This is a genomic window from Ruegeria sp. YTSA064, assembly GCF_059610325.1.
Window position 1 is genome coordinate 227,669 of the sequence record NZ_JBXWNK010000006.1, and the last position, 24,922, is coordinate 252,590.

21 protein-coding genes are annotated in these 24,922 nt (G+C 54.4%); 12 read left to right on the forward strand and 9 right to left on the reverse strand.

Going from position 1 to position 24,922, the window contains the following annotated elements; all coding sequences use genetic code 11:
• Nucleotides 1-34 precede the first annotated feature (34 nt).
• Nucleotides 35-916 (forward strand): LysR substrate-binding domain-containing protein, encoded by an 882-nt coding sequence (locus AC2FI7_RS11190; RefSeq protein WP_010441585.1) that lies wholly within the window; start codon nucleotides 35-37, stop codon nucleotides 914-916.
• A 356-nt stretch (nucleotides 917-1,272) separates the two neighbouring features.
• On the forward strand, nucleotides 1,273-2,595 hold the full coding sequence (locus AC2FI7_RS11195) for a UDP-glucose dehydrogenase family protein (protein WP_010441586.1): 1,323 nt from the start codon (nucleotides 1,273-1,275) through the stop codon (nucleotides 2,593-2,595).
• 612 nt (nucleotides 2,596-3,207) lie between these two features.
• Here the strand turns inward: AC2FI7_RS11195 and AC2FI7_RS11200 are convergent.
• The 6 genes from AC2FI7_RS11200 to AC2FI7_RS11225 form a co-directional block, all read right to left on the reverse strand.
• Complete coding sequence (locus AC2FI7_RS11200; protein WP_010441587.1) at nucleotides 3,208-4,140, reverse strand: hypothetical protein; 933 nt, start codon at nucleotides 4,138-4,140, stop codon at nucleotides 3,208-3,210.
• A 6-nt stretch (nucleotides 4,141-4,146) separates the two neighbouring features.
• On the reverse strand, nucleotides 4,147-5,460 hold the full coding sequence (locus tag AC2FI7_RS11205; RefSeq protein ID WP_010441588.1) for a TRAP transporter large permease: 1,314 nt from the start codon (nucleotides 5,458-5,460) through the stop codon (nucleotides 4,147-4,149).
• A 4-nt stretch (nucleotides 5,461-5,464) separates the two neighbouring features.
• Nucleotides 5,465-5,998: a TRAP transporter small permease gene (locus AC2FI7_RS11210; protein WP_010441590.1), complete on the reverse strand. Its 534-nt coding sequence runs from the start codon at nucleotides 5,996-5,998 to the stop codon at nucleotides 5,465-5,467.
• 70 nt (nucleotides 5,999-6,068) lie between these two features.
• The gene (locus AC2FI7_RS11215) at nucleotides 6,069-7,043 is read right to left on the reverse strand and encodes a TRAP transporter substrate-binding protein (protein ID WP_010441591.1); all 975 of its coding nucleotides are present in this window, start codon (nucleotides 7,041-7,043) and stop codon (nucleotides 6,069-6,071) included.
• A 52-nt stretch (nucleotides 7,044-7,095) separates the two neighbouring features.
• On the reverse strand, nucleotides 7,096-8,346 hold the full coding sequence (locus AC2FI7_RS11220) for an NAD(P)/FAD-dependent oxidoreductase (protein ID WP_010441592.1): 1,251 nt from the start codon (nucleotides 8,344-8,346) through the stop codon (nucleotides 7,096-7,098).
• The gene (locus tag AC2FI7_RS11225; protein ID WP_010441593.1) at nucleotides 8,343-9,476 is read right to left on the reverse strand and encodes an enolase C-terminal domain-like protein; all 1,134 of its coding nucleotides are present in this window, start codon (nucleotides 9,474-9,476) and stop codon (nucleotides 8,343-8,345) included. Before AC2FI7_RS11225 ends, AC2FI7_RS11220 begins: the two co-directional genes overlap by 4 nt.
• A 97-nt stretch (nucleotides 9,477-9,573) precedes the next feature.
• On the opposite strand from AC2FI7_RS11225, the gene AC2FI7_RS11230 reads away from it, so the two are divergent.
• The gene (locus tag AC2FI7_RS11230; protein ID WP_010441594.1) at nucleotides 9,574-10,494 is read left to right on the forward strand and encodes a LysR family transcriptional regulator; all 921 of its coding nucleotides are present in this window, start codon (nucleotides 9,574-9,576) and stop codon (nucleotides 10,492-10,494) included.
• Here the strand turns inward: AC2FI7_RS11230 and AC2FI7_RS11235 are convergent.
• Nucleotides 10,455-12,149: a thiamine pyrophosphate-binding protein gene (locus AC2FI7_RS11235; RefSeq protein ID WP_496816155.1), complete on the reverse strand. Its 1,695-nt coding sequence runs from the start codon at nucleotides 12,147-12,149 to the stop codon at nucleotides 10,455-10,457. The two genes, AC2FI7_RS11230 and AC2FI7_RS11235, sit on opposite strands and share 40 nt — an antisense overlap.
• A gap of 103 nt (nucleotides 12,150-12,252) precedes the next feature.
• Here AC2FI7_RS11235 and AC2FI7_RS11240 point away from each other — a divergent pair, with 103 nt between their 5' ends.
• The 9 genes from AC2FI7_RS11240 (at nucleotide 12,253) to pta (ending at nucleotide 20,650) form a co-directional block, all read left to right on the forward strand.
• Nucleotides 12,253-12,957: a GntR family transcriptional regulator gene (locus AC2FI7_RS11240; RefSeq protein WP_170780507.1), complete on the forward strand. Its 705-nt coding sequence runs from the start codon at nucleotides 12,253-12,255 to the stop codon at nucleotides 12,955-12,957.
• Nucleotides 12,954-13,682, forward strand: coding sequence for an aspartate/glutamate racemase family protein (locus AC2FI7_RS11245; RefSeq protein WP_496816156.1), 729 nt, complete (start codon nucleotides 12,954-12,956; stop codon nucleotides 13,680-13,682). Before AC2FI7_RS11240 ends, AC2FI7_RS11245 begins: the two co-directional genes overlap by 4 nt.
• Before the next feature lie 124 nt (nucleotides 13,683-13,806).
• Nucleotides 13,807-14,205, forward strand: a complete 399-nt coding sequence (locus tag AC2FI7_RS11250; protein ID WP_496816157.1) for a 5-carboxymethyl-2-hydroxymuconate Delta-isomerase — start codon at nucleotides 13,807-13,809, stop codon at nucleotides 14,203-14,205.
• Nucleotides 14,206-14,208: 3 nt separating this feature from the next.
• Entirely contained in the window at nucleotides 14,209-15,720 is a 1,512-nt protein-coding gene (gene hpaE / locus AC2FI7_RS11255) for a 5-carboxymethyl-2-hydroxymuconate semialdehyde dehydrogenase (RefSeq protein ID WP_496816158.1), read from the forward strand.
• Nucleotides 15,721-15,762: 42 nt separating this feature from the next.
• Nucleotides 15,763-16,614, forward strand: coding sequence for a 3,4-dihydroxyphenylacetate 2,3-dioxygenase (gene hpaD / locus AC2FI7_RS11260; RefSeq protein ID WP_496816159.1), 852 nt, complete (start codon nucleotides 15,763-15,765; stop codon nucleotides 16,612-16,614).
• Nucleotides 16,615-16,705: 91 nt separating this feature from the next.
• Nucleotides 16,706-17,560 (forward strand): fumarylacetoacetate hydrolase family protein, encoded by an 855-nt coding sequence (locus tag AC2FI7_RS11265; RefSeq protein WP_496816160.1) that lies wholly within the window; start codon nucleotides 16,706-16,708, stop codon nucleotides 17,558-17,560.
• Nucleotides 17,557-18,357 carry a 2-oxo-hept-4-ene-1,7-dioate hydratase gene (gene hpaH / locus AC2FI7_RS11270; protein ID WP_010441603.1) on the forward strand — a complete coding sequence of 267 codons (801 nt, stop codon included), beginning with the start codon at nucleotides 17,557-17,559 and terminating at the stop codon, nucleotides 18,355-18,357. Before AC2FI7_RS11265 ends, hpaH begins: the two co-directional genes overlap by 4 nt.
• A gap of 13 nt (nucleotides 18,358-18,370) precedes the next feature.
• Nucleotides 18,371-19,435 carry an aldolase/citrate lyase family protein gene (locus AC2FI7_RS11275; protein ID WP_010441604.1) on the forward strand — a complete coding sequence of 355 codons (1,065 nt, stop codon included), beginning with the start codon at nucleotides 18,371-18,373 and terminating at the stop codon, nucleotides 19,433-19,435.
• A 207-nt stretch (nucleotides 19,436-19,642) separates the two neighbouring features.
• A complete protein-coding gene (gene pta, locus AC2FI7_RS11280; RefSeq protein WP_010441605.1) occupies nucleotides 19,643-20,650 on the forward strand; it encodes a phosphate acetyltransferase in 1,008 nt (335 codons plus the stop codon).
• Nucleotides 20,651-20,916: 266 nt separating this feature from the next.
• Here pta and AC2FI7_RS11285 read toward each other — a convergent pair whose 3' ends face one another.
• Together AC2FI7_RS11285 and AC2FI7_RS11290 are read right to left on the reverse strand one after the other, a co-directional pair.
• Nucleotides 20,917-22,974 carry an adenylate/guanylate cyclase domain-containing protein gene (locus AC2FI7_RS11285; protein WP_010441606.1) on the reverse strand — a complete coding sequence of 686 codons (2,058 nt, stop codon included), beginning with the start codon at nucleotides 22,972-22,974 and terminating at the stop codon, nucleotides 20,917-20,919.
• 448 nt (nucleotides 22,975-23,422) lie between these two features.
• Nucleotides 23,423-24,859 carry an aminotransferase class V-fold PLP-dependent enzyme gene (locus AC2FI7_RS11290; RefSeq protein WP_010441607.1) on the reverse strand — a complete coding sequence of 479 codons (1,437 nt, stop codon included), beginning with the start codon at nucleotides 24,857-24,859 and terminating at the stop codon, nucleotides 23,423-23,425.
• Nucleotides 24,860-24,922 lie beyond the last annotated feature (63 nt).

The window sequence follows — 24,922 nt, forward strand, 5'->3', positions numbered from 1 at the left end:
ATCAGGCAATCGATCCATCACAGGTCAAAACATCTTGCCCAACCGTCCCTACGATCTACCACCTCTTAGTTCGCTGATCAGCTTCGAAGCAGCCGCGCGGCATGTCAGCTTCAAGACCGCGGCTGAAGAACTCAACGTCACCCCGGCCGCGATCAGCCATCAGGTCAAAGCGCTAGAGAATGAACTGCAATGCGGGTTGTTTGTGCGCCATCATCGCGGTGTTGAACTGACTGAAAGTGGGGCATACCTACTTGTCTCACTGCAACGCAGCCTAGAAGGGATCAGCGAGGCCCTTGGGCAATTGCGGCGCCAGTACGACAAAAAAGGCGTGACGATCCGCTCGACAACAGCGGTAAGCTCACTCTGGCTCACACCACGCCTTGCCCAATTCTGGAAACAACACGGACATGTTTCCGTTACGCAGGTTGTGACAGATCTCGGCGTCGACTCGTCGAAGTGTGATCTGAGCATCCATTACGGAGATTCCAGCCGTGAAACGGGTATTTTCAAGACGCTGTTTCATGACAACATCATGGCCTTATGCAGCCCCCGGTTTGCAGAACAAAACCCGATTGAACGGGTCGACGAAATCGCTGGGCTTCCACTCATTCATCTTGATGCCCCGGATACCGGATGGACTGACTGGCGCGCGTGGACCCAAAAACTGGGGTATGATGGCCCTTTGAACTCCGCCCATCGCGTCAACAATTACACGATTGCGCTTCAGGCCGCTCAAGACGATATGGGGGCAGTTTTAGGATGGGAGGGCTTGACCTCGGAGCTAGTCGCATCCGGCAAACTCGTTAAGTTGTTGCCGCAGACCATTTCATCACAACTGGATTTTTACGTTAAACTGCACAACACCTCATCCGACCGCGCAAAGCTCGTATTCAAATGGCTGGGTGAGGCGATTTAAGAACACCTCGATCCGAGCGACGCCTTTATGCCCTGATTGTTTTGAGCGATCACGTATCGTTGTCGGTCACCCTAACCTTATGTTGGCAGCAGCAAAAACCCTATTGTCACTTATCGGTCATTCTTCACCGGACAAACAACCAATGCTCTTATTCAATGGTTTGAACACCACCGTCAGAGTAAACAAACTCACTTGAACATCCCCCCCTAAAGGGCATATTCCGTCGCGAAGAGTTGCATCCCGGTGGAATGTTCCGGACACCAATATCGGTACTGCGCCCATACGCTGAGCAATGGTTAAGTGTGTGGTTCCAATCGGAAGCGCACCGCTGGCGGGAAAAAGAAGGAATTTGATTAATGCGTATTGCTATGATTGGTACCGGATATGTCGGCCTGGTGTCCGGAGTTTGCTTTTCAGATTTCGGGCACGACGTTGTTTGCGTTGACAAATCTGAGCGCAAGATCGAAATGCTTCAGGCCGGCGAGGTGCCGATTTATGAACCGGGCCTCGATGTACTTATGGCCAAGAATGTGTCTGCAGGCCGTCTGACATTCACCACTGACTTAGCGTCAGCGGTCGATGGAGCAGACGCTGTGTTCATCGCAGTCGGAACGCCAACTCGACGCGGCGATGGCCATGCTGACCTGACTTATGTGATGGCTGCAGCCGAAGAGATCGCGCAAGCTATAACTGAATATACGGTCGTAGTCACCAAATCGACTGTCCCGGTTGGTACCAATCGCAAGGTTCATGCAGTCGTATCAGCTGCCAATCCCAAGGCGAGTTTCGATGTAGCTTCGAACCCAGAATTCTTGCGCGAAGGTGCAGCAATTGATGATTTTATGCGCCCTGACCGTGTTGTTGTAGGCGTCGAAAGCGAACGCGCTGCAGAGGTTATGGCGGAAATATATCGCCCACTCTATCTGCGGGATTTCCCGATCCTAACCACCGATCTGGAAAGTGCCGAGATGATCAAATACGCCGCAAACGCATTTCTGGCGACAAAAATCACCTTCATCAACGAAATTGCGGGGCTGTGTGAACGTGCCGGTGGCGATGTTAAGGAGGTCGCACGTGGCATCGGTCTTGATGGACGGATTGGCAACAAATTCCTGCACGCCGGGCCCGGCTATGGTGGCTCTTGTTTCCCGAAAGATACCGCTGCACTTGCACGGATCGGGCAGGATCACGCGCATCCAATGCAGATCACCGAAACCGTCATCCGCGTCAATGACGAGGTCAAGAAGCGGATGATCGAAAAGATCCGGGAAGCCTGCGACGACAACTTCAACGGCAAAACGGTTGCGGTGCTGGGTGTGACCTTCAAACCCAACACTGACGACATGCGCGATGCACCGTCTCTGACGATCGTTCCGGCCCTAATTGGTGGCGGTGCCCGTGTGCGCGTGGTTGATCCGCAAGGTCGTGCCGAAGGCGAGGCGCTGCTGCCGGGTGTCGAATGGTTGGATGATCCTTATGCCGCGGCCGCAGAAGCTGATGTTGTTGTTTTGCTGACAGAGTGGAACGAATTCCGTGCCTTGAATCTGAATGACCTGGCAGAAACTATGAAATCGGCCCGAATGGTTGATCTGCGCAACATCTACTCTTCCGCGTTGGTGTTAGGCTCAGGGTTTGAGACCTATGTCGGCGTCGGAGTTGGCGATCACACACAGATGTGACCAGCCACGAGATGTAATTTTATACCTAACAATGAAAATTGCCCGGCATTTAGCCGGGCAATTTTTTATTACACCCTAGCGACGGCGTCGTTTATTCGCCAAGCCGATGAAGATCGACACGCAAGTCAGCGCCAGAACAATCGCAAACGGAAAGCCCGTTGCAATGGCCGCCTGAGGTCACAGAGCCATTCCCCAGAGAGCCAGCCTACGAAATCAGAGCGATGAGCATCGGCACAAAAGAGGATATTATGAAATCCACCTGGCTCAATTGGAGGCCATTCAAGTTTGTTGAAAGCTGGGCTATTCAGGGCCAATCCACCAGGTCGGTGTCAGCAGCGCAGCCATCTATCTAAATGGGCTGTCAAAAAAATCACGAGTGCTTCGGTTGGTCCAACGATCAAGCTAGCAATAACACCCCAATAATCGGCTCCCAAATTGTCCAACTTAAATTTCCGATTTGCTTCTACACTCCAAGTATCGCGCGCATCAGGCATGCGTTGAAATCTGGTCGCTATATGGTCAACATTTCTTAGTTGGAATTAGACATTCGTTTCTTTGATTGTTGAATAAGCATTCTGACGAGTTTGCTAACCGCATCCGTAACTTAGAAAGTCAAGCCACTGAATCTGCCTGCCGATACAACCGACCCATGATCAGCGGCGTAAGATACATTGGGATCTGATAGGCGCCGATAAATACCATGATAGGCAAAGTCAGTTCGGGGGGTAGCGCGACGAAGAAGATAGCAATGTTCCGGTTTCCAGCTATCAAGGAAACCGCTGTTGCCTTTGCCGGAGGGAGACTAGTGCGCGTCAATCGGAACGAGACCACCTGAGCGCCAAAATTAATAACACAAGCAAACACAATCCAAAATGTCGCCACACCTGGGTTAACTATGGCCACCGCACTCAATGATGGCATCAGGCCGACCACAAATACGGCAAGCGTGATCGTTGCCGCGCCTTCCATATTCAGAAGCGTGGCGTCTGACGGCGCGCGAAGAACCGTCCTCCGCAACACAACGGCAAAGAGGATAGCGACCACGATCGTAAGAAACAATCGAAGGGTGGTCATCAGCACAGCTTGCATATCACCCAATTCAGGCATCAGCCAAAAAATTGGTAAGGCGGTAATTGGCAGCACAGCAGTCCCCGCAACGACCAGCCGCATCGCGTATTCCGCGGGATATCCCATCATCAGGCACATATTGGGACTGCCCGAAATAGATGGAGCCGCTGCCATGATTAGCAACGACAGAAAGACCGGAGTATCAGTCCAGCCACCAACAATACCTACCCCAGCCACCAACAGCGGCGTGGCCAGCTGAAAGGCAACGATTGTTACGGCAACATGCTTCAGATCAACCAGCGAACCCAAAATGGCACCTGGTTTCATCCGCAGCAGCGTTAGAAAAAGCAACACCATGACCAAGGGTGGCAGGAACGGCCGCATTGGTTCGGCCAGCCCCGGCAACAAAAGACCTGCGATAAGCCCCGACACCAAGACATATGGTCCGTGACGTGCCGCGAGGTGAAGCGGGTTCAAGGCGTTCTACCCGCCCGGACTTTGGCGCAAGTTTTCAGGCAACCAGGTGGCCAGTTCAGGGAACCAGATCAGAACAAAAACCATGAGCACCATGATCAGGAACATTGGGATTGCAGCACGCGCGATATAGCTCATCTCGTGGTTGGTCATCCCTTGCATCACGAACAGGTTGAACCCGATGGGCGGTGTGATCTGCGCCATCTCGACGACGACGACGATGAAAATCCCGAACCAGATGAGATCAATTCCGGCGTCACGGATCATCGGTTCGACAACGGCCATGGTCAGCACGACCGAAGAAATCCCATCGAGAAAACAACCCAAAATGACATAGAAAACCAGCAGGACCATCAACAGTTCGAACCGTGTCAACTCCCACCCCGCGATCAGGTCAGCCAGCCCCCGCGGCAGGCCGGTAAAGCCCATCGACAGTGACAGGAACGCAGCGCCTGCAAGGATCAGGGCGATCATTGCGCTGGTGCGGGTCGCGCCCATCAGGCTTTCAGTGAAGGTCTTCCAATTCAGCGACCCCTGCCCCGCGGCCAACAACAGACCTCCGATCACGCCAAATGCGGCCGCCTCGGTCGCGGTGGCATATCCCAGATACATGGACCCGATTACCACCATAATCAGCAAGATCACCGGTAATAGGAAACGAGAGTTCTTGACCTTTTCGGAAAACGTCAACTTGCCCTCGTCGTTGGGGTTCCAGTCTTTGCCAACTTTGGAATAGATGGCTACGTAGCCCATGAACATCGCAGCCAGCACAAGGCCAGGCAGAATACCCGCAAAGAACAGCTTGGTAATCGATTCATTGATCGTCACCCCATAGACGATCAACGTCAGCGACGGTGGGATCATTAGCCCAAGCGTTGCCGCTCCGGTTAGTGTGCCGATGACCATGCGTTCGGGGTAGTTGCGCTTTCGCAGTTCCGGGATCGACATCTTGCCAACCGTAGTCAGCGTGGCCGCGGAAGACCCCGAGACCGCAGCAAACACTGTACAGCCTACGATATTCGTGTGGACCAAGCCTCCGGGCAAAGGTGCCATCCACGGTGAGAGCCCTTTGAACATGTCTTCGGATAATCGCGTGCGGTAGAGGATTTCGCCCATCCAGATGAACATCGGCAAGGCGGTCAGCGTCCAGGATGACGACGCTGACCAGATAGTCGTGATCATCACATCGCCCACAGGGCGTGTTGTGAATAGTTCCATCCCGACCCATGCGACGCCCATAAGGGCCAGACCGACCCAGACACCGGTGCCCAGCAAGGTGAAGAGGACAAAGAGGAAGAGGATAATGACGGATATATTCTCCATGCTCTTACTCTCCGTGGCTCTGATCGGCCAGATCACGGGTGATGCCGTGATCACCTTTGAACAGGACGTGGAACAAGTGATCGGTGAGCGCGATGGCGAGAATGACGGCTCCGATCAGCATGGTTGATTGAGGTATCCAAAGGGCGGTTTTGTCCTGCCCCTGGCTTATGTCGTTGAACTTCCAACTCCAGTACACAAATCGATAGGCGTACCAGCAGAAGTACCACATGATGGCAGAGCCGATGGCAAAGCACCAGATTTCGAGAATTCTGCGAAAGCCATCGGGAACCGCATTCAAGAGGATGGACACCCGAATATGGCTGCCCCGGTTCAGCGCGTTGGCGAAGGCCAGAAAAGACGCAGCGGCCATCGCGTATCCTGCATAATCCGGTGCGCCGGGAAAGACTTCGCCGGTCCAACGGGCCAGCATTTGCACCACAATGAGCACCAGAATGGCAATCAGACTGAGCGCCGCCAGAACCCCTGCTGCCAGATAGATGAAATCCAGTACGGACCTGAGCCCTCGCATTGCCGTCATGCTGTCCCCGCTGTGTTTTTTGTGGATTGGGAGCAGGCGGCAGGTAGGGCCGCCGCCCGCATTGGAATGGTTACTGAGAGTTGAACGCGTCGACGATGGCTTTGCCTTCGTCACCAGCGGCCTCAAGCCACTCGTTCGTCATGGTGACGCCGATTTCTTTCAGCTCATTCGTCATTTGCTCGGACGCAGGACCAACGGTCATACCGCCATCGCGCAGACCCTGAAGCGTAAAGCCGGTATATTCCTTGGCGCGCCAGTTACCTGCATACTCGGCCAGTTCTGCACAACCTTTGATGACGTTCTTGTTCGCATCCGAAACACCGGCCCAGACATCCGAGTTGACCATCACGTAGTTGCGCGGCAACCAGGCATCCACTTCATAGAAGTAGTTCAGGCTTTCCCAGACCTTGCGGTCATAGCCAGTCGACCCAGACGACACCATGGAATCCGCCACCCCGGTTGCAAAGGCCTGGCTGATCTCAGCCGCCTCGATGGTAACCGGCAGCATCCCGGTCAACTCGGCCAGCCGCGAAGTGGCATTGTTGTAGGACCGGAACTTGATCCCTTCCATATCCGCAACCGAGTTCACTTCGTTCTTGAAGTACAGACCTTGCGGTGGCCATGGCACGGCATAAAGCAGGGTCAGGTTCTGCTCGGCCAGCAGCTTTTCAATCGAAGGTTTAGCAGCGTCCCAAAGCTTGGCGCTGTCATCAAATGACGTTGCCAGGAACGGGATCGAGTCAAACCCGAACAGAGCGTTTTCGTTCTGGTGACCAGAGAGCAGACGCTCACCAATTGGGGCTTGCCCGGTCTGGATCGCACGCTTGATGTCGGCACCTTTGAACAGCGAGCCAGAAGGGTGCGTGACAATCTCAATCTCTCCACCCGTGCCGGTGGTCACGCATTTGGCAAATTCCGCGCCCGTGGCTGAATGAAAATTCGATGCCGAATAGGCCATCGGCATATCCCATTTCTCGGCCATTGCCGGTGCGGCTGCGGCAGCTGTCAGAGCGGTTGCCGCCAGAAGGCTTGTCAGTTTTTTCATCATGTTTCTCCCTGTTAAGTTTTGAGACGCCGGCGTTTTTCGCCAGTCATTTCTATGTTGCGAAACGCGAGGGTGCGTAGACGCCCATGTCTGTGTTCGGGGTTCTGCCCGCAATCATCTGGGCCAGAAGTCGCCCCGTTTTCGGCCCGCCTGTCAGGCCTATGTGATGATGCCCAAAGCCCATATACGCACCGCTGATCCCCGGAGCCTCACCAATAATTGGGATCGAGTCAGTTGGTGCAGGGCGGTGCCCCATCCATTCCACTTCCTCCTTCCATTTCAAACCCGGGAAAGCCATCCGGGCATTCTTGCGCATCAATTCAAACGGCGCGCGCGAGGGTGGCGCATCAAGCCCGCCAAACTCCACAATGCCAGCCAAACGAATGCGGCCATCCATCGGTGTGGCAACAAATTTGCCAGAAACCACCATGACCGGACTGCGCGGCATGGCAGAAGGCTCCACCAATTCAAGATGATAGCCGCGTTCGCTCTCAAGGGGAACAGAAATGCCCAGACGCTTGGCTAAAGGTCCTGACCAAACACCTGCGGTTACGATCGCAGTGTCGCACGGGATGGTTTCCCCACCCGTACGAACGCCGGTTACCTTTCCATTTTCCTGAACCACATCATCAACCGCGGCCCGAAGGATCGTCCCTCCATTTGCTTCCACATACGCCGCCAGATCTTTGACATAGCGACCCGGGTCAGTGATATGGCCGTGGTCCGAGAGCTTCGCAGCAAAACCGATGTCTTCACTATAGACCGGGTCATAGGCGTGGAAGGCTGGCCCTTCCAACTCGTCCCATATGAAACCGTTCCGACGACGAATGTCCCACCCAAATGCGTCTTCCTTGTAATGCGGCCGGTCTTTGTAGAGGAACAGGTAGTCTGAGGGCACAATCCACTTTTCAGCGCCTGTGCCCTCGGCCAGCGCTTTGTGGTCGTTCAAGCTATCGCCAACAATTGGTGTCAGAGCTGCAGCGATACGTTCCACATCTGATGCATTCGCATGACTCAGATAGCGGGTCATCCAAGGGACCAGCTTTGGTAGGTACCCCCATTTCAAAAACAATGGCTGCGACGGGCTGAGCAGCATTTTGGGCGCTTTTCTGAGAAGCCCCGGAACAGTCACTGGCACAATCGAGCAGGACGCCAGCACGCCCCCATTGCCGTGGGAGGTCCCCTCCCCCGGTCCCGCCTTGTCGATCAGGATTACCTTATGCCCTTCCCTCTGCAGCCATACCGCAGCAGACACGCCGACGATCCCGGCACCGATGATCGCTATGGTCTTCTTCTCGCTCACGCCGCCACCGCCTTTGCCACTGCATAATGGTCAAGTTTGGCTATGTCTGGCCTATTGCCGAGACCAGGAGCGTCAGGGACGACCACCTCGCCGCCGCTGACTTGGAAAGGGCTTTCCAGAATGTCTTCTTTCAGGAAATAGGAAGCTTGGTAGAACTCACAGCCCAACGTGATCTCGGGGGTTGCCGCAATCATGTGCGTTCCTGCCAGATGTGCCAGTCCAGCCTCGAACATATCGCCGCCATAGGCTGTTAGACCATGTGCTGCAGCAACACGGGCCACAGACTGCCCCCGGGCCAGACCACCGGATTTCATGATTTTCACAGATACCCCATCACAAATACCCTCGCGCGCGGCGCGCTCCATATCTTCAGGGCCAAAGACACTCTCATCGGCCAGCAGCGGTACGTCGATCATCTGTCGTAGCTTGCCCATCATACCGAAATGGTGGGCTCGAACGGGTTGCTCAATGAAATCAGGAGCGAATTGCGCAACATCACGTACCTGAGCGGGAGCGTCCTCAATACTGAGCCCCTGATTATAGTCCACGCGAACCGAAAACTCCGGATGGTTCTGGGCGAGATACTCTAGTCGCATGATATCAAAGGCGTGATCCTTGAACCCGGTTTTGAGCTTCACAAGGCGAACACCATCCGCCTGCAACCGAGCCAAGAGGTCAATATCCTGCACAAAATCTGGATTCGCGATAGAGCAACTGAGCGGGATGGTCTCACGACACCGCCCACCCAGAAGGGACCAAACCGGAATTCCGCTGATCCTGCCTGCAAGATCAAGCAACGCAGTCTCCAATGCGGCCTTCGCTTCGGTGCAATGTGCGACCGCATAAGCCGCCCGCGCCATGATCGCTGACCGATTAGTGACCACCTCTCCGACCACGAGTGGGCGCAGATAACGATCCAGGGCTGCGTAGGTGGCTTCGGGTGTGCCTGTGAAAACGGACCAAGGGGAAGCTTCACCAAACCCTTCGTTACCGTCTTCGGACTTGAGACGCAGAACAACGACTTCGCAGACGCCTTCTACGGACCCAATACCGTGATCTCGGCGCGAGGTAACTGGCAACTCAAGGTGCCAAAGATCATAGCCTATGATTTTCTGTGACAGATTGCCCATTGCGCCCCCAGCCTATGGCGAGAGCCTGCCTTGACCGAGCTATCATTTCAAATACTATATTATCTAGAGATCATCAGAAAAAATGATACTGTAAAACATGTCCCTGCGTTTTCGTCAGCTACAAGCCTTTCATGCAATAATGGAGACCGGAACCGTGACAGGCGCGGCTTCGGTGCTTGGAATTTCACAGCCGGGTATCAGTAACCTTCTGGCCCAACTCGAACGAGAAGCGCGGCTACCTCTATTTGAGCGTAACAAAGGGCGTCTTCTGCCTACGCCAGAAGCGGAATTGCTGTATCGCGAGGTTGATACGGTTGTTCGAGGCCTAGACCACGTGGCGCAGGCCGTCACGGATCTGCAGAACAAGCACCCCGGCCAATTGCAGATCGCCGCACCGCATCTTTTATCCTTCGGCTTCATGCCGCGTGAGATTGCTCGCTTCGCCAAAAGCCGCCCGAACCTATCGGTCAGTTTTCAGTCGCAATATTCCTCGAAAATTCAAGAGTGGGTAATCTCAGGCTTGTTTGAAATCGGCGTTGTCGAGATGCCCATTCTGCATGACACGCTAAACTACCAAGTCTTTCAGTTTGAAACGCTGGCAACGTTCCCAGAAGAAAGCCCTTTGGCTGTCCATGATGTGCTCACACCCGAGATACTCGAAAACGAACCGTTCATCGTGATGGGTCCTGAACATCAAACACACAGGCGGACCAGGGACATCTTCCAATCCGCGGGGCGCACCTGGCGGACTCAGATCCACACGCATCTGTCCGAAAATCTGCTGAGCTTCGTTAAGCAAGGTATGGGGGTTGCGATGATCGACCCCTTTACTGTTACCTTTGATGGCGAGAGCGGGTATCAAACCCGCCCCTTCCGACCCGCCGTGATGTTGGATTTGGCAATCATCACCGCCAAAGGGCGTCCTCTTTCAACGATTGCTCAGGATTTTCTGGCCCAATTGACTCCTTCAATTGCCTCTTACGCTACCCACTCCGAAACCGGCGCAGCGGCCTCGTGAAGCTGTTGCGAATGGATGTCGACCAGTGTGGGTCCATCATGCTCAATCGCCTGTTTCAGAACTTTCGGCAGATCCTCAGGGTCTTTGACTGTCCAGGATTTCACACCGAAGGCGCTTGCGACGGCGGCGTGGTCGGTGCGGTTGAAATCGACGTTGTAGTAGCGCTGGCCAAACCCCGCGTTCTGTCCCGCTTTGATCCAGCCAAAGACTGAATTCGAGAACACGATCGATGTGATCGGCATGTTGTGCCGCACCATGGTTTCGAACTCACCACAGGTAAATCCAAAAGAGCCGTCCCCCATCACGGAGAGCGTTTTGACCGAAGGCCGCCCGATATGTGCGCCCATCGCAGCACCCAATGAATACCCCAGCGCCCCATGGGCCCGATTGGTGATGAAATGCCGCCCAGGTTTCCGCCAGCGGTAATGTGTACTGAAATAAGGACATGGCGTGCCTGGATCAGCGACCACAATCGCATCGTCATCCAAAATATCCATCAGCGAAGCCATAACCGCTTCGGGACGGATCGGTGTTTCGTGGCTAGCAGCGAGTGAGTTGAAGGCTGCCATCTTGGCCGCCCATGCGGCGCTGGCTTTGGCAGCACCACCAAGCTTTGGCAGATCACTCTTTTCTTCCAGCGCCTGTGCCAAAGCCTCAAGCGCCAATCGGGCGTCGGCACAAATTGCAACCTCGGTCGGATAATTGGCCCCGATCACCATCGGGTCACTGTCGATATGAATGATAGTGGCATAGCGCGCGGGGCTTCTCCAGCGTTCAGTCGTAACTGATCCGGCACGACAGCCGATGAAAAGAACGACATCGGCCGCGTCCACCACTGCACGGGTGGCTGGAACCCCGCCATTCGACCCGACGACACCCAAGGCAAGAGATTCTGTTTCGGCGATGGAACCCTGCCCGGATACTGTCGTGGCAACGGGCATATCCAACAGCGCCGCTACACGGCGCAGGGCGTCTGTGGCTCCGGACAAAACAGGTCCTCCACCGCAGACCGCCACTGCGGATTTCGATCCTGCGAGTATTTCTGCTGCCGCCTCGATCGCGTCCGGATCAGGCCCTGCGCGCTCGGCTGGATAACTGCGATGCCGGGCATCAGCCCATATCTCGGCCTCATCGACCGGCGCTTTCTGAGTGTCAAAGGGCAGAGCAAGATGTGTGGCCCCGGGAGTTCCAGTTGTCATTGCGCGAAAAGCAGCACGCACCATGGCTGGCAGTCGCGTGGCATCATCCAGTGATGTGTTCCACTTAGCCAGCGGTTTGAACAACGCGGGCTGGTCCAACTCGGTGAGCGGATACTTCCCCCGACTGGACGTTGCCACATCAGAGGTAATTGCCAATATAGGAACCGAGCTTTCATTGGCCTCGACCACACCGGGTAGAATGTAGGTCGCCCCACCCCCAGAAGGGCCTTCGCATACACCTGGCTTACCAGTCACCCGTGCGTAACCATCTGCCATATAGGCTGCATGACGCTCGTCCCGGGTCAGAATGTGCTGAATACCATGATCCATGCGGGCCAGCGCGTCATAGAACGGCAGGGTTGTATCACCACACAAGCCAAACATGTGCTTCACACCATGCGCTTCCAGCATACGTACCATTGCTTCGGCTCCGGTCAGATAATTCGTTCCCGTCATGGTAGATACCCTTTCGATTCTTCCTGCACACAGTACTGTATACAGTTTTGTATATTGATTTCAAGAACGGCGTGTGGCACCTGTAGATCAAGGAGAAATGCTTATGGCGGGTCCACGCGTTGATGACATCTACGATCAGGTGAAGGCGATGGCGGTCTCATTCCGCCTGCGTCCCGGCGATCGATTGAACGAAGTCGCACTATCGAAAGAATTGGGCGTCAGCCGGACCCCATTGCGTGAGGCTTTGAACCGGTTGGTCGCAGAGAGATTGTTCGACTTTCGCCCGGGACAGGGTTTCTTTTGCCGCCCTCTGGATGCCCAAAGCATTTTTGACTTGTTCGAGTTGCGCCAAATCATCGAAACCGCCGCAGTTCGAGCGGCGTGTACTAAAGCCACTTCAGAACAATTGCAGGCGCTCCATGATGAGCTGTATGCAACCGGTATCGATATCACCGGATTGACGGTAGAAGAAGCGGTGACCCGGGACGAGGCATTCCATCTAGGAATAGCCAAACTATCCGGAAACAAAGAGTTGCTGCAGACGCTGACACGGATCAACGAGCGCATTCGCTATATTCGCTGGATTTCCATGAGCCTTGACCGGGTTCAGCGATCAAAAGACGAGCACAAACGTGTCATGCAGGCACTGATCGACCGAGATGCCGATGAAGCTGCACGGGTTTTGGGCACCCATATCAACAAGCGGATGGATCAGGTGCAGGATGCGGTGCGCCATGGGATATCCAGCATCTACATGGAAGGGTCCAAAGATATCTCAACCCGCATCATTCAGGAGGCGCAGTCATGATCGCGAAGGGCGGCAAATCTATCTATGGTGCATCCGTTGGGATTCTCATGCTGGACGCCCAGTTTCCGCGGATTCCCGGCGATATGGGGAATGCGCAGACATGGTCGTTCCCGGTGCTGTATCGCATCGTTCGCAACGCTTCACCTGACCTTGTGGTCCGGCAACGGGCAGAAGGGCTGCTGGATGCGTTTATCGACGCTGCAAGAGACCTTGTCAAAGATGGGGTGGACGGGATCACCACCAATTGCGGATTTCTCTCGCTGTTTCAGGAAGAACTGGCCGAAGCGGTGTCTGTCCCTGTAGCAACCTCCTCATTGATGCAGGTTGAGATGGTCAATCGCGTTTTGCCAGCGGGAAAACACGCCGGAGTACTAACCATATCCGCATCGACGCTGAGCAAAGAACACCTAAGAAAAGCTCGTGTTCCCGAGGGCACACCAATCGGCACAACCGAAGGAGGCATCGAATTTACCTCGGCGATCCTTGAAAACAAACTGACATTGGATGTGGACAAAGCCCGCACCGACAATGTCAAAGCGGCGCTTGCCCTTCAGTCCGACAATCCTGACCTTGGCGCCATTGTATTGGAATGCACCAATATGTGCCCCTACGCGCCGGATATTCAAAAAGCGACGGGCCTGCCCGTCTTTTCCATCGTGTCTTTCATAAACTGGTTTCATGCCGGACTAACGCCGCCTGAGTACCTAAAAAGTCCCAGAACATAGGAACTCCCCCTACACACTTAGGAAGCCCATATTACCTTCCCTACGGTTAATATGTTAAGGAAAGCGCTTGACCTCAGCGAGCATATTACTTAACATGTTTATCAAATAATCGCAGAGAGGGGCCATGCCGCATTTTCACGTCGACTACTCGGGAAACCTCGAAAATATCGTGGACATGAGCGGTCTGTGCGAATGCCTCCGCGCGGCAGCGGCGGATATTGATACCTTCCCAACGCCCGGAATTCGCATTCGCGCGGTGCGGGTCGATCACTATGCCATCGCCGATGGAAACCCGGCCCACGGGTTTATCGATATCTCGATCCGCCTGCGCGCAGGTCGCAGTGAAGATGTGAAACAAGACGCCACCCGGCGCATCTTTGAGGCAGCCAATACTTATCTGGCCCCGGCCATGGCCCGCCATTCAATCGCATTGTCACTGGAAATGCGCGACATAGACCCCGAGCTTTCCCCAAAAACCGGCACGATCCGCGACCATATGGACGCGGACCGTCAGGAGACCTGATATATGAGCGCACTGGACAGCAATATCGAAAAACTGGCTGGCTATCTGACCCGTTTCAAGGAAACTGGAATCAGAAACCGGATCAAAGGGAAAGACCGCAATGGCTCTGCTGGTGTGTTTCAATCCACGACACCAGTGGACAAAAGCACCATCTGTGATGTGGCCCGCAGCACCGAGGCTGATGTAGATGCGGCGGCCCAAGCCGCAAAGGACGCTTTTCCAGCGTGGCGGGACATGCCCGCAACGGAACGAAAGAAAATTCTGATCAACATTGCTGACGCAATCGAGGCGCGCGCCGAAGAGATTGCCCTATGCGAATGCTGGGACACGGGACAGACATGGCGGTTTATGTCCAAGGCGGCTTTGCGCGGGGCCGAGAACTTTCGCTATTTTGCTGATCAAGTGGTGCAGGCCCGCGATGGCCAGCAGTTGAAATCACCAACCTTGATGAATGTTACCACCCGCGTACCGATCGGCCCTGTGGGTGTGATCACGCCATGGAACACGCCGTTCATGCTGAGCACATGGAAGATCGCTCCTGCGTTGGCTGCGGGCTGCACCGTGGTTCACAAACCGGCCGAAGATAGCCCGCTAACCGCAAGACTGCTGGTAGAAATCGCTGAAGAGGCCGGGCTTCCGCCAGGTGTTCTGAACACAGTAAACGGTTTTGGTCATGATGTGGGTAAACGTCTGACTGAGCATCCTGCGATCAAAGCAATTGCTTTTGTGGGGGAAAGCCGCACCGGAAGCATTATCACCAAGCAAGGGGCAGATACACTGAAGCGGATGCATCTTGAACTAGGCGGAAAAAATCCAGTGATCGTGTTTGATGACGCCGATCTGGATCGTGCGCTGGATGCGGTAATCTTCATGATTTATTCGATCAACGGTGAGCGCTGTACTTCGTCGTCGCGTTTGCTGGTACAAGATACGATCAAAGAGGAATTCGAAGCCCGCTTGATTGAACGTGTCAATAACATCAAGGTCGGGCATCCGCTGGACCCAGCAACCGAGATTGGCCCGATTGTAACCGAAGAACACTACAACAAAGTCACCAGCTACTTTGACATCGCTATGGCTGACGGTGCCACGATCGCCGCAGGTGGCGAAAAGGTCGGCGACGAAGGCTATTTTGTCCGCCCCACCCTGTTCACTAACGCCAATAACAAGATGCGGATTGCGCGCGAGGAAATATTTGGGCCCGTTCTGACCTCAATCCCCTTCTCGACCGAGGAAGAGGCGCTGACTATGGCGAACGACACCGACTATGGCCTGACCGGCTATGTCTGGACCAACGATCTAACCCGTGCCCTAAGCTTTACCGACAAGCTCGAGGCTGGGATGATTTGGGTAAACTCGGAGAATGTTCGACACCTACCCACACCGTTTGGCGGGGTAAAGGCATCCGGCATAGGTCGCGATGGCGGTGATTGGAGCTTTGAGTTCTATATGGAACAAAAGCATATCGGTTTTGCCACAGGGCAACACAAAATCATGCAATTGGGTAAGCTATAGTAGGCCAACCCGCTCAAAAGACTGAAAATTCAGGAGGAGATCATGGGCGAAATCGTTCTTGCTGCAAAGATGACCCACGTACCCACGCTGCTTATGTCCGAGCAGGAAGGGCCGATAAAAGGTAAACGTCAGCCAGCCATTGACGGCCACCGCGAAATCGCACGTCGTGCGAAAGAGCTGGGTGCGACCACTGTGATTATTTGTGACACCCATTGGGTTATCAATGCCGGGTTCCACATCAACGCGAACGAGAAGTTCGAGGGGCTGTTCACCTCAAACGAATTCCCTCAGTTCATTCAGAACCTGCCTTACTCGTATCGGGGCAACCCGGAAATGGGGGATGCGATTGCCAAAATCGCATCGGATAAGGGCACCTATACGCTTGCGCATCATCTGGACAGTCTTGAACTGGAATATGGCACTTTGGTCCCGATGCGGTTCATGAGCCGCGAGCATGACATGAAGGTCGTCTCCGTCGCTGCTTGGGCCACGGTTCACGATCATGACGAAAGTCGGATCATCGGTGAAGCCATTCGCGAGGCGGTCGAGGCCAGCGATGAGAAGGTGCTGCTGGTCGCGTCCGGTTCCCTGTCGCACAAGATCTGGGCCAACAAGGATTACGCTGCCAATAACGGCACATTTACCATCAGCTCGGAATTCAACCGCCAGATGGACTTGCACGTTCTTGAAATGTGGAAGAACGGCGACCACGCCACATTCCTCAAGATGCTGGGCGACTATGCCAATTTCTGCTGTGGTGAAGGTTCGATGCACGACACGGCGATGCTGTATGGCGCACTGGGATGGGATGCCTATGACAAGAAGTGCGAGGTCGTGACTGAGTACTTCCCCAGCTCGGGCACCGGACAGACCAATGTCATCTTCCCCGTTTGAACCCTCGAATTGCTAAATCAGAACCTGAGTGTGGCGGCTAATAGTTGAAATTCAGTATGAGACCGGACCCCGCTGACGAGGACAAAAATCAATGCGCTACGCAACTTACACAGCCAATGAAGAACTATTCTACGGGGCTGTTACCGATAAGGGCATGATCGCCCTTTCGCCGGATTTTCCCCACTGGCCATCTCTGTATGATGTTATAGCTGCAGGTGCATTGGACCAGCTAGAGACGGTCGCTAGTAGCAAACCTGCGACACACACCGAGTTCACCTATGAAATGGTCATGCCCAATGCGCGGCGCATCCTGTGCGTTGGAGTAAATTTTCCGGATCGGAATGCCGAATACAAAGATGGCAGCGCGCAACCGAAATACATGTCACTGTTTCCACGTTTCGCCAGTGGATTTACGGGCCATGAACAAAACCTCGTTCGCCCCCCCGAAAACCATACATTGGACTACGAAGGTGAAGTTGCGATTGTCATTGGCAAAACAGGGCGACGTATCCCCAAGGATCAGGCCTATGACCATATCGCAGCTCTGACACTGTGCAACGAAGGCACGATCCGCGATTGGGTCCGGCACGCGAAATTCAACGTCACGCAAGGCAAGAACTGGGATCGTTCTGGGTCCATCGGGCCGTGGCTGGTGCCATTTACCAACGCCTCTCAGCTGGATGACGCCCGTATCGTCACCCGCGTCAACGGAGAGGTACGTCAAGACGATACGCTGAACCGCATGATGTTTCCGATCCGACGCGAGATCGAATATATCTCGACCTTCATGACCCTGCAGCCTGGAGATATAATCGTTACCGGCACGCCCACAGGCGCGGGTGCGCGGTTTGATCCGCCTAAATACCTCAGGCCAGGCGACGTGGTCGAAATCGAAGTCGAAGGCATTGGGACTTTGCGCAATGGCATCGAGGACGAAATTGTATGACACCTGCCGAGCACGCAAAAGCCGCTGCAGACTTGCTTGACGCCGAACGCAGCGGCAATCAGATCGGCCTTCTGTCTTTGCGTCATCCCGAGATGGGGATGGATGATGCTTATGAGGTACAAAACGCAATCTATCGCGCCAAGTTGGCCGAGGGTCGCAGCGTGGTTGGTTGGAAGATAGGCCTGACCTCGAAAGCGATGCAATACGCGCTAAACATCGATATACCTGACAGCGGTATCCTGTTTGACGACATGATCTTTGACAATGGCGCAACCGTGCCTGCCGACCGATTCATTCAGCCCCGCATCGAAGCTGAGATCGCCTTTGTCACCAAATCTCCGTTGGGTGGAGACAACGTGAGCCGAGAAGATGTGATTGCAGCCACTGACTATGTCGCACCTGCCATCGAAATTCTCGATACACGGATCCAGCGTGTAGACCCCGAGACCGGCAAGACCCGAACCGTGTTCGATACCATCAGTGACAATGCGGCCAATGCTGGCATTGTGTTGGGTGCCGCGCGTCATAAGATCGATGCTGCTGATCTGCGATGGGTCGGAGCTCTGACATTCCGCAACGGTGAAATCGAAGAAACCGGACTGGGAGCGGGTGTGCTGAACGACCCAATCGAAAGCGTTGTTTGGCTGGCGCGCCGCATGGCTACATATGGCCAAAGCATTGAGCCCGGCCAGATTATCCTGTCCGGTAGTTTTATCCGACCGGTCGAATGCCCTTCCGGGACCGAAATCCATGCTGATTTCGGCGCGTTTGGGTCCGTTGACATTCGCTTCGCTTAAAAGAGAGTTCGCCATGCCTGCCCCAACAAACCGCTTTAAGATCGCGCTAAAAGAAAAACGCCCCCAAATGGGCTGCTGGATTGGCTTGGCAAGTCCATACGCCGCCGAAATCTCGGCAACCGCCGGATTTGATTGGCTGCTGGTAGATGGCGAACATGCCCCGAATGATCTGCGCTCGATACTGGAACAGGTGCGCGTGATAGAAGCCTCCGACAGCATACCACTCGCCCGCTTGCCGATCGGCGAAACATGGTTGATCAAGCAATATCTGGATGCGGGTATTCAAAGTCTCCTTGTACCAATGGTTGAAACTAAGGATCAGGCAGAAGAACTGGTTCGGGCGGTTCGGTATCCGCCTATTGGGTCACGCGGTGTCGGTTCATCTTTAGCTAGGGCGTCGATGTTCGCCGCAATCGACGACTATCTCACCACTGCAGATGACCAGATATGTCTGATCGTTCAGGTTGAAAACCGTGCCGGTATGGCGGCACTTGATGGAATTCTGGAGACCGAGGTTGACGGGGTCTTTATTGGACCAGCAGATTTGGCTGCTGATATGGGCCATATCGGCCAGGCAGGACACCCAGAGGTCAAAGCCGCCGTGCTTGATGCCATAAAACGCACAGTGGCCGCTGGCAAGGCGGCAGGTATTCTGACTACGGACCCCGAGATGCAGCGCCAATGTCTTGATCTGGGTGCAACCTTTGTAGCCACCGACATTGATGTAACCCGGTTTGCCAGCGCTATTCGCACGAGCGCGCAAAAAGCGTTGAGCCTGCTTCCTGACCAGACAGCATCGGGACGGATGACCTCGGCCAACAGCAGCAAATATCTGCAACAACTCTGCAAGCACTGGTCGCACAAGGCCGAGGTTGAATTCAACGAGACGCACGGCCGGATCAACTTTTCGGATGGCAAATCTGTCGAGATGTCGGCGACCCAAGACTATCTGTCGATTGTCGCTACAACGCGCGCGCGCGGTGATCTGGAACATTGGAAACAGATTATTGAACAACACCTCTTACGCTTCGCCTTCCGCGAAGACTGCACGCCGATCTGGGATCAGAGTTCTTCCTGATCCGTTCACGCAGATTTGACAGCGACGAGCCAACAACTGGCCCACTTCTGGTCGCTTATCGGCAGCGGCGCGCCGTTTGACGCATTGAACAAAACCATTGTTTGTGAGACGAACCGGCGCAGTGCAGCTACGGGCAAGCCAATTGGTGTACTCCAATGTCCTCAACCGAGCGTTGCTGCCAATTCTAGTGGAGAAGGACGGGTACCGATGACCTTGACGCCAATCGAGCTGCTGAAGGCGAATGCGCCGACAACCCGCCCTGTTGTGGCGCTGAGCGAAGGAGCAGACCCGCGGATAGTAGCAGGGGCGCTGGCGGCACATAGTGCGGGTGTCGCCGATATCATTCTGGTCGGACCAAAAACAGAGGTTGAAGCCGCATTGCACGCCGAGGGCGCATCAGCTGGCGACGGTATCTCGATCCACGACCCGGCCCAATCTTCCCTGACTGAGGCTTTTGCAGCCGAGTATTATAACCTGCGAAAACACAAGGGTGTTGACGAAGCCAAGGCGCGGCAGGCGGCGGAAACGCCATTGGTCTATGCGGCGATGCTGGTGAGACTCGGACACGCAACAGGCACAGTGGGAGGAGCGGTACATACAACTGGCGATGTTGTCAGAACCGCAATTCAGGTCATTGGCATGAAACCTGGCGCTGGAATGGTGTCATCCTTTTTTCTGATGTACCCGCCCGAAAACGCACAACCCGGTGCACGTGCGATGCTGTATTCTGACTGCGGATTAGTAATAGACCCGAATTCGGAAGAATTGGCGAGTATTGCTGCTGCATCGGCGGTTTCCGCGCGCGCCTTGCTGCGGGAAGAACCAAAAATCGCGATGCTGAGCTTTTCAACCAAGGGCAGCGCACGCCATCCGTCGGTCGACAAAGTAGTCAACGCAACAGAAATACTCCGCGCGAAGCACCCGGAATTGAACGTTGATGGAGAGCTGCAATTTGACGCCGCATTTGTTCCATCGATCGGCGAACGCAAATCACCCGGATCGACAGTTGCCGGACAGGCGAACATCAAGATTTTCCCAAATCTGGATGCCGGGAATATTGGCTATAAGATGACCCAGCGGTTAGGCGGTTATCTGGCAATTGGACCGGTTCTTCAGGGGCTAGCCAAACCAGCCAACGACCTCTCGCGGGGCTGTAGTGCAGAGGATGTGACACAGATTATCGCTGTGACCATCCTTCAGGCGCTTGAATCCTAAAATCAGGCACCTGGCTTTCAGTTTTGACAGGCTAGCGACCCATTCAAGACACTTGAAGGACCTGTCTGAATGGTCTCCGCCAATGCGTCTCTCCCTCACCTACCTGAAAATGAAACATCGGGAGACGATCTCCTTCGTGTCGCATTTTGCACGCTGGATGTCTGTTACATCTGAAACCTTGAGGTCAGCACCGAGGTGTATAGTTCGGCGGCGCTGGAGACTGCGGTGTAAGCACCATTTCTTGGTGATCGCCCAAGCCGGTCAATTCACTTGGAGTCCGCTATAGCAACCCCGTTCCAATCCTCCGGTGGTGGCGACACCAGATAGGTGTTTGAGCGCTCTATCATAATAGCTGAAGCCTGATCGCCGCCCCGGCCTCGTTCTGCAGCTTCGAAAGCCCGGATCGCCGCTTCGAAGCGGAGGTTTCGGTAGTGCTCAAGTCCTTCTTCGTAAGCTTTTATCCATGAATGCGATCCCGCAGAACTGTCGGCCATTTCGATTAACTCATAAATCACCAGACCACCTGTTCGACCATAAACTGCCAATGTGTCGAGCTCGCGAACCACGATTGAATCACCTGCAGCACGGCGCGTTTCCGGGCCGATCAGAATCGAAGTTCTATAAATCTTGTTGGCACCTTCAAGACGGCTGGCAATATTAACAGCGTCGCCTATCGCTGTATAATTCAACCGCTCTTCTGAACCGATATTCCCGACCAGCGCATCGCCTGTATTTAATCCCACACGTATGCTCAGAGGGTGCCCCTCATCATCTTTGATACCTGTTGCGGCAACGAATTCGACAAGATCCAAAGCCGCCCTGCAGGCATGTTCGGCGTGATCGGCGTCGGCACGCGGGGCACCCCAGAAGGCCATGACAGCATCACCCATGAACTTATCAATCGTCCCATCATGCCGGGCGATAGCAGACGATGCAGCGCTGAAGAACGGCGCCATCAACTGAACAATTTCGGGGCCCAGCTTTTCCGAAAGCCCTGTAAAACCAGCCACATCACAAAACAGAACTGAAATTCGCTTTAGGTCTCCGCCCGGCTGCGTTTTGATCCCCTCTGCAACCAGCATCCGAACAAGATCAGTTGGTACATATTTGCGAAAGGCCGATAGGCCTGCCGCCATATTCGCGGTTGCCGCTGAAAGATTCGAAAGTTCGCGAAGCTTTGAGGGTCTGCGCGTGATCTTTTCGGTATCAAACCTTTCAACGCGGCTCAGGTCTTCGACGATGCGTGCCAAAGGATTTGCGACAACCGTTCGGACAAGCCAAATTGCCAGCGCCGTTGCGACGACGACAACTCCGACCAGAATATAGAGCAAGTTCACCAGTGTCTGATTGATTCCGGACAAGAATGCAGACTCGGGAATAACCGTCGCCACGCGCCACCCATAAAACCCCAACGGTGTCAGAGCCACTGCATAGGGCACGCCATCGTTCACAATCCTAGTTGTGGAGTTCATGGACGCGCGCGAAATCGAATTCCCCAGCAGTTGCTGCCCGGACTTCTTGGCAACTTCGTAAAGCTGACCTTCACCCATCCGGGCAGGTGTGATCTCATCCGCCTCGGGATCGGGAACTGCGATCACCTTCCCGTCAGCGTCAAGAATAAATGCAGCGCCAAATTCACCAGGTCGCAGTGTGCCCAGAAAACGCGACAGCCTGTCAGTTTCGATGACAACCGCCAGAACACCCTGACGCTTGCGATTTACGTCGACGGGGCCTGCAAACGCATAGACCGTCTTATGACCACCGGGCAGATCGCGGGCTTCGATCCAGTCGGCAGTGCCCCGGCCTATGAAATTCCGATACCAAGCGTGATCACGCGGATCAAAGGTTGTCGCCGAGAAAGCCCGTTCTTCGAACTGAATATCACCCGGAATAAAAATGTATCGGTCGGTCCGCAGCATTCCATCTCGGATTTCGCTGTCGATCTCGATCATCTCAAGCCCACCATCCCCCAAGCGGTGAGCGGCGAAATAATTCCCGTCCGGCCAACCAAACATGATCCACGAAATGTTTGGTTGCGCCTGCAGTTGCGACAGAAAGACAAACTCGCGTTTGTCGGCCTGTCGCGTGGCGATGACATCCTGAACAAAGATGGTTCGCACGGCTGCCCAGGCTGCCTCGGCAGATCTTAGCGTCAAGCCAACTTCGATCCGAACAGTATTTGCGATCTGGCTATTGATCTCAGCCGCCAACATTCGGCTGTTCTCGCGTGCAGTCGTCCACCAAAGCGAATGCACCAGAAAAGTTGACACGCCAATCGACAACGCAACCAGCAGAGTCACCGCGATCCCTACACTGATGCGCATGTCTGCTCCAACACGATACATCGTCGGGAAAATGCAATTTCACTGCGCGATTCGACCATATGATTCCTCATGCCCCGGCCCGACATGGCCAATCTACCCAGATTGACCACTAAATAGCCTGACCATTTGACGCGCCGTGCCAAATGGCCTCTTTCTCGGTGAATGATCGCACACAAACTGGTAGCAGCGTAATCAATTCACATTGAACGAACCCGCGCCTTAGAATTCGAAGAGCCAACGACTTCTACCCAGTCACGGTACAAATGAAAATCAGTCGCACTAATCCCAGGTTCAATGTTCAAGCCCCCGTGTGTGATAGAAACTGAACTTCGATATTTCAATCGTTGCAAAATGACCCGCTCCCGGCTGTTGTCACAATCAGACAGTAAGAAATTTGGCCAGACCCACCGAGGGAGGTCCGACCGCCGTAAGTTCTCGATATCGCCGACTACGCCACTTCAAGCGCGTCGGAATTGATGGCGAAGCGAGCGGTTGCTGGATCGGACATGTAACGCACTTCCAACTCGTCGAGACGACCGGTCAATTCGTTCACGCAATCGATGATGTACTGAACTTTCGCGTCATCCATCAGATAACTGAAATTCAGACGTACCCAACCCGGTTTAAGCAACTCTTTTCCATCCCGCAGATCGCTGAATAGCTGTTCGGATTCGGGTTGTCCTATTTCCAAGAGCCGATGCGCATACGGACCTGCGCAGGCACATCCACCTCGTACCTGAATACCATAAACGTCGCTTAGCATTCGGGTAAAAAGCTGGTGGTGGAAACGCGATCCATCAGCACGGCTCACCCGAAACGAAAAGATTGGCAATCGATGCGGGTGACCAACGCCCAACAGGGCCAGTTGCGGGTTTTTGGACCAAGCCTTCAATGCCATTTCGTTCATCTCTGCTTCGCGTGCAGAGATGAAGGCCTGACTAATTTCGTCTTTGATGATAAAGGCCAGCGCGGCGCGAATATCACCAATAACATTGGGGGTGCCTGCCTCTTCGCGGGCTGCGATATCGGACGAGTACCGATGATCCCACGGCGACACGAAGGTTACTGTCCCTCCTCCTGGCCACGATGGGATATCCAGACAAACAGTGTCATCGCGCACTATCAATACCCCGCTGCCTCCTGGCCCCCCCGGAAACTTGTGTGGTGAAACAACGACTGCGTCTTTTTGGCAATCATCGGCGGGGTTCATATCAATCGGCAGATAGGGACCAGCTCCTGCGTAGTCCCAGACCGACAATGCACCATGGGACTTGAGCAATCGCGTGACCTCATCGGTCGGAGTGACAATACCCGTGACATTGGACGCTGCCGAAAAGCTGCCAATTTTGACGTCAGCGTCAGCATGATCCTTCAATGCTGCTTCAAGCAACGCCAGATCAGGGCCACCTTCTGCGGCCTCGGGGATTTCCACTACTTCAGCTTTTGATTCACGCCAAGGCAGCAGATTGGAATGGTGCTCGTAAGGACCAATAAAAACAACAGCCTTGGCAGCGTCGTTGATACCAAATAGCGCGACAAGCCGGTTAAGGCCCGAAGTAGCACCAGAACCAGTAAATATCGTGCTGCACCCTGCGGCATTAGTAAGACGCGAGATTTCAGCCCGGGCTTCGGCGCGCAGACGGGTCATAAAGGAACCGCAGAACGATGCTTCGGTATGGCTGTTGGCATAATAGGGCAGCACGGATTCTCGGATATAGTCCTCAACCTGAGCAAGAGCCCGTCCGGAGGCAACATAATCTGCGTAAACGAGTGATACCTCGCCAAACAGGCCCGGGATGCTTGCCCCGTCGCCAATTACGCCTTCGCGCAAGTTGCGAACAAGGTTATCGGATTTTAGAGAACTACGAAAATCTGCAAGCGACATGGGAATACTCCTTTGATGAGTATTTTATATGTAATCACAAAAAAATATGACCCAAAGTTATCA